Origin of the sequence: Paenibacillus zanthoxyli JH29, assembly GCF_000520715.1 — a bacterium.
Classification (GTDB): domain Bacteria; phylum Bacillota; class Bacilli; order Paenibacillales; family Paenibacillaceae; genus Paenibacillus_AQ; species Paenibacillus_AQ zanthoxyli.
This window is the reverse complement of the sequence record NZ_ASSD01000028.1, coordinates 1-4,595: the sequence shown is the minus strand read 5'-3', so window position 1 is coordinate 4,595 and position 4,595 is coordinate 1. Positions and strand designations below refer to the sequence as shown.

Below are 4,595 nucleotides of genomic sequence, written 5' to 3'. Positions count from 1 at the left end.
GTATTCTACAGCCGCTTCTTCACCCAGCAGTTCAAACGCTCCTGTCTGCCGGACGGCCCGAAAGTCGGCACGGTTAGCCTGTCGCCGCGCGGAGACTGGCGCATGCCAAGCGACGCCTCCGCCTCGCTGTGGCTGCGGGAAGTGGAAGAATTGTAAGACCCGCAATAAGAGAGCATTTGGAGCAAAAAAAACAGGGCCGGTTCACAAAGAACCGGCCCTGTTTACTATGGATAGCTTACTGAAAAGCATGGAAGATGCTATGATCAGCCCGCCCTGACCGCGTCAAAAAATCCCCATGCTCAAATATCGTTCCCCCGAATCCGGTGCAATGCAAAGCACGCGTTTATCGCTTCCCAGCCTTTCGGCCTCTCTCATGGCGGTCCATACCGCCGCACCTCCGGACGGGCCAATCAGAATTCCTTCCTTGGCCGCCATCGCCCGAACGGTATTCAAAGCGTCCTCGTCGGACACCTGCACAATCTCGTCATATACCTCCGTATTCAATATAGAGGGCACGAACCCGGGGCTTGTGCCGACCAGCTTATGCGGGCCCGGCTGTCCGCCGGACAATACCGGCGAGCCCTTCGGCTCTACGACAAGAACGCGCAGACCAGGGAGATGCGCCCGTAGCGTCTCTCCCGTACCCGTAATGGTTCCGCCGGTACCCGAAGTCGCCACGAATACATCCAGCTTGCCCTCCATTTGATCCAGAATCTCGATCGCTGTCGTTGTACGGTGGATGTCGGGGTTGGCCTTGTTCTCGAACTGCTGCGGAATAAAGCTTCCTGGGGTTTCTTGTCTGATCTCCAGCGCCTTGGCGATAGCTCCCGGCATCCGCTCGGAGGCCGGCGTAAGCACAACTTCCGCTCCGTACGCTTTGAGCAGATTAATCCGTTCCTTCGTCATATTGTCCGGCATGACCATGATCGCCCGGTAGCCCTTGGCCGCCGCATTCATCGCGAGTCCGATTCCCGTATTGCCGCTCGTCGGCTCGATGATGGTGCCGCCCGGTTTCAGCAGCCCATCCTTCTCAGCCTGCAGAATCAGATTATACGCCGCCCGGTCCTTGACGCTGCCGCTCGGATTGAACCGCTCAAGCTTGACGTACAGCTCCGCATCATTTGGTCCGGTTATACGGTTCAGACGAACAACCGGAGTATCTCCGATCAGCTCCGTAATATGGTTTACCACTCTCGTTGACATAACAGACCTCCTTGATTCCTGCGCGGAACATACCTGCGAACATTGTACCGTGTCCGAAAGGCTCTGTCGAATAAAAAGAGGAATTCCGCAGTTTATCTTAACCGCAAAATCCCTCTTTTTCCGCATACGCTCTATTCCATGCCCGGTTGTAAATTTGTATTCTTCGGAGTAAATGTGAAGATTGGAATCAAAATCTGGGACAGCTTTTTATAGTTGCAAGCAAAGGCCATGCCCAGAACAGTCTCAGCCAAAACAATCAATCCAATAGAATGCACGATAGCCGGCACAAGTAATATGAACATCATTAAAGCAATCCAGACAAGCTTATAATCAAAGATTTTATCAATATATTTGTTGATCCATAGAACGGCTGTCATCCCGATAAAGGTAGTGAGCAAAACCGTCGCCCAGATGATATAGATGTTTATGGAATACAGCTTTAAATGAGTGATTACAAAGATAATGAATACATGAACGTATAAGAATAAAAAAGAATGCTTCCCGAAAAATATGAGCGGATTCTTCAAAGAATAATGCCGGATCGATCTGAATAGAAAAAACGACATAAACAGAACCAGCAGCGAAAGGAAAAAATATCCTAACGACATATTGTACTTTACCAAAAATTCCGTATCCCTTGGGGTTAGAAAATAGGCTGCTGCCAGAAGACATGCGGCGAATAAACCGGATATCAAATTTATAAATTTGCTGCTTCGGTAAGCGAACACGCCAAGCAAAAAAATCGAAAACCAAGGAATAAAAGTAAAATAGGTGTAATTCCCCTCCGGGATGAAGAATTGTTTAGCCGGAAAAGAAGGTATGCTTGATGTAAAAACAAAGTGCAAAGTAAATATCAAGATGGCTAATATAAGATAGATATACTTATTGGGCCTCAGATACTTCTCAAGAACAATAATGCCTAACACACTCATTGCCACGATTTGGGGGACATCTGAAACGGGATCAGACCAAATAAAGGGCTTCCACAGCGCATTATACGATAATCCCATGATGGCAAAGACGAAGTAAAAGGCAAGAAGCGGCAGAAAATTTTTCTTGCTTTGGAAGATAGAAGTTATACCGGAAACAGCGAAAAATAATGCGGGGGCCAGCCCTCCGATGATCTGAAGCGAGCGGCTGCTCCCTGAAAAATCCGTACCGGTGTGAGCCATAATCATCAACAGACAGCTAAACCCTTTGATAGCATCCAATGAATAATCGTACTTTTTCTCCATCTCTCCACTCCTCTTGCATCGTACCCTTACAATATGGCGATTGATATTCAAGCATTAAGATTCGTTAACCGTCTATTTATGTAAGTGAGGCTATGTTAACAAGAATATTACACCATATCAATAATGCATAAGTGTAAAAATTCGGGTACTGTGGAGTTATACTAATTGCCAAAATACTGATCCAGTTCCGCCGCCGCTCTGTGACGCGACAGGTTGAAGGAAGGCCACTTATCATTCGTATGTACCTGATCCTGCCGCTTCTGCCGCAGGCCGTTATCCAGCATTCCGTTCCGGTTACGGCTGAACTCGATAAGCCGCGGAACCGCGTCGTCCGACAGCGTGAACAGATAAGCTGTGTCGAGCTTGCCGCTCACTTCATACCTCGCCATATTATTACCTGCAATAATGACGTCCATCCCGATATAGTTCATGACCAGATAGGCCGCCGCACCCAGGACAATGTAGCATTTTGCCAAAGGAAGACGAGGAAGGCCGATGCGCAGCGCCGTCACAATCAGCAGCAGCCCAAGGAAAATCATAAAGCCGTGCACGAGAAACCGGATTGCCGTATAGCCGTAAGCCTCCTCGTAGAGGGCCAGCCGGGTATAGGCGGAATACAGCATCACCGCCGAACAGCCCGCCAGAAGATAGAGCAGCCCGCGAATCGCCTTGTTCAGCTTCTCCGTCCCTTTGGTGCCCAGCAGCAGCAGACCGAGCAGAATGATAAAATTAATCCCCGCGACCATGATCAGTTCAAAAAATCCCCTGCGGGCATATTCGGCATAGGTTTCACCTGAGGGCAGCACGCCCTGCCAGCCGCCGAACAGATAAGAGAACTGCACACAAACAAATATCACATATACGATGTTAACCGAAGTTAATACAGTGGCGGCAATGATCGAATCCACCCGAAAATCAGGAAATTCCCCGGATTCCTGTTCCGGCCGCTTCCATATCCTCGTCGCGTCCTCATCTTTACGAGGGAACAGAAATCCCCGCACAAACCCAAAGAAGAACATCCCGAGCAGCAGCGCCCACAGCGTACGGATGAAGCCCTCAACAAGCGATACATTGCTCAGCCAGACCGGGAGTTTCGACAGCACGCTGTGAAACACACCGTCCGCCGAAGACAGCAGCATGAGCACAATCATCAGCAGCGGGAAGGAAATACAAAGGCCGATCAGCACCTTGCCCAGAACCCGCCTGTTCTTCCCTTCCTTCGACTGTTTCGAGGCCCTCTTGAAGACCTCGATGATGCGGGGCCACTGCCGCAGATTCTGCGGAATCAGATGGTCCAGCATGCTGAAGACCAGGGAGAAGCGGTCCCAAGCCGGTCTTTCGGCGCCAATCATATAGGTCAGATGAAGCAGGATCGCGACCGGGATGACAAGCTTGTTCAAATTGTGAAAAAATCCGTTAGCGAACAGGCCGTAGGTCAAGGAGAGCAAAAAGACAAAGGCCATTCCGGCATATCCCGCCGCCGCAGGCTTCCGGATTTTGTCCTTGGCAAAGTACAGCATATACGCATAAAAAAGTACAGTGAACAGCGGATACGACACACCATAGCGGTTGTCGAGAAACAGATACTGGTGAATAACGGCCAGCGTAAAACCGGCGGCAGGCAGCGCAAGAGAACGCATCCGCCCGGATGAAACTTCTTCGTTCATGGATATCCCTCCATATTCTTACTTTCTGCTCCCTATTCTAGATGATAAAATAAGAAAATAAAGAGAAATAAATATTCGTTTATTTCCTATTTTACGAAGGGATAGAGCAGAATGAAGCTGCACGGACAATACATTCGGCTTCGCGCCCATTATGGCAGCACGGATGAAGTCTCCGCCACTCTGGACGAGCTTGCCGCGATACTCGGCTGCACACACCGGAACGCCCTGAATATTCTGGGCAAAATGGCGCACCAGGGCTGGATGGTCTGGACGCCAAGCCGGGGGCGGGGACGCCGTTCCCTTCTGCGCTTTATGGCGCCCCGGGACGATATCGCCGTCCAGTCGATGATGCTGGCGATGGAACGCCGGGACGCCGTATCGGCTGCAATGGAACAAATCCGGTCCCATGCGGGAGTCTCGGCGCTTCAGGACACGCTGCAAAGCTGGCTGCTGGCCTATTCCGGCCACCACGCCGAAATGGGTAAGGACC

4 protein-coding genes are annotated in these 4,595 nt (G+C 50.5%); 1 reads left to right on the top strand and 3 read right to left on the bottom strand.

Annotated elements, in window-relative coordinates:
* Nucleotides 1-282: 282 nt before the first annotated feature.
* The 3 genes from cysK to L691_RS0101340 all read right to left on the bottom strand — a co-directional run bounded on the left by cysK (nt 283) and on the right by L691_RS0101340 (nt 4,105).
* Nucleotides 283-1,203 carry a cysteine synthase A gene (gene cysK / locus L691_RS0101350; RefSeq protein WP_025688304.1) on the bottom strand — a complete coding sequence of 307 codons (921 nt, stop codon included), beginning with the start codon at nt 1,201-1,203 and terminating at the stop codon, nt 283-285.
* Between the two features lie 131 nt (nt 1,204-1,334).
* Nucleotides 1,335-2,438 carry an acyltransferase family protein gene (locus L691_RS0101345; protein WP_025688302.1) on the bottom strand — a complete coding sequence of 368 codons (1,104 nt, stop codon included), beginning with the start codon at nt 2,436-2,438 and terminating at the stop codon, nt 1,335-1,337.
* Nucleotides 2,439-2,599: 161 nt separating this feature from the next.
* Nucleotides 2,600-4,105: a DUF4153 domain-containing protein gene (locus L691_RS0101340; protein ID WP_025688301.1), complete on the bottom strand. Its 1,506-nt coding sequence runs from the start codon at nt 4,103-4,105 to the stop codon at nt 2,600-2,602.
* A gap of 111 nt (nt 4,106-4,216) precedes the next feature.
* Between L691_RS0101340 and L691_RS27485 the strand changes: the two genes are divergently transcribed.
* A partial coding sequence (locus L691_RS27485; protein WP_036734608.1) for an SgrR family transcriptional regulator occupies nt 4,217-4,595 on the top strand: 379 nt, incomplete at its 3' end.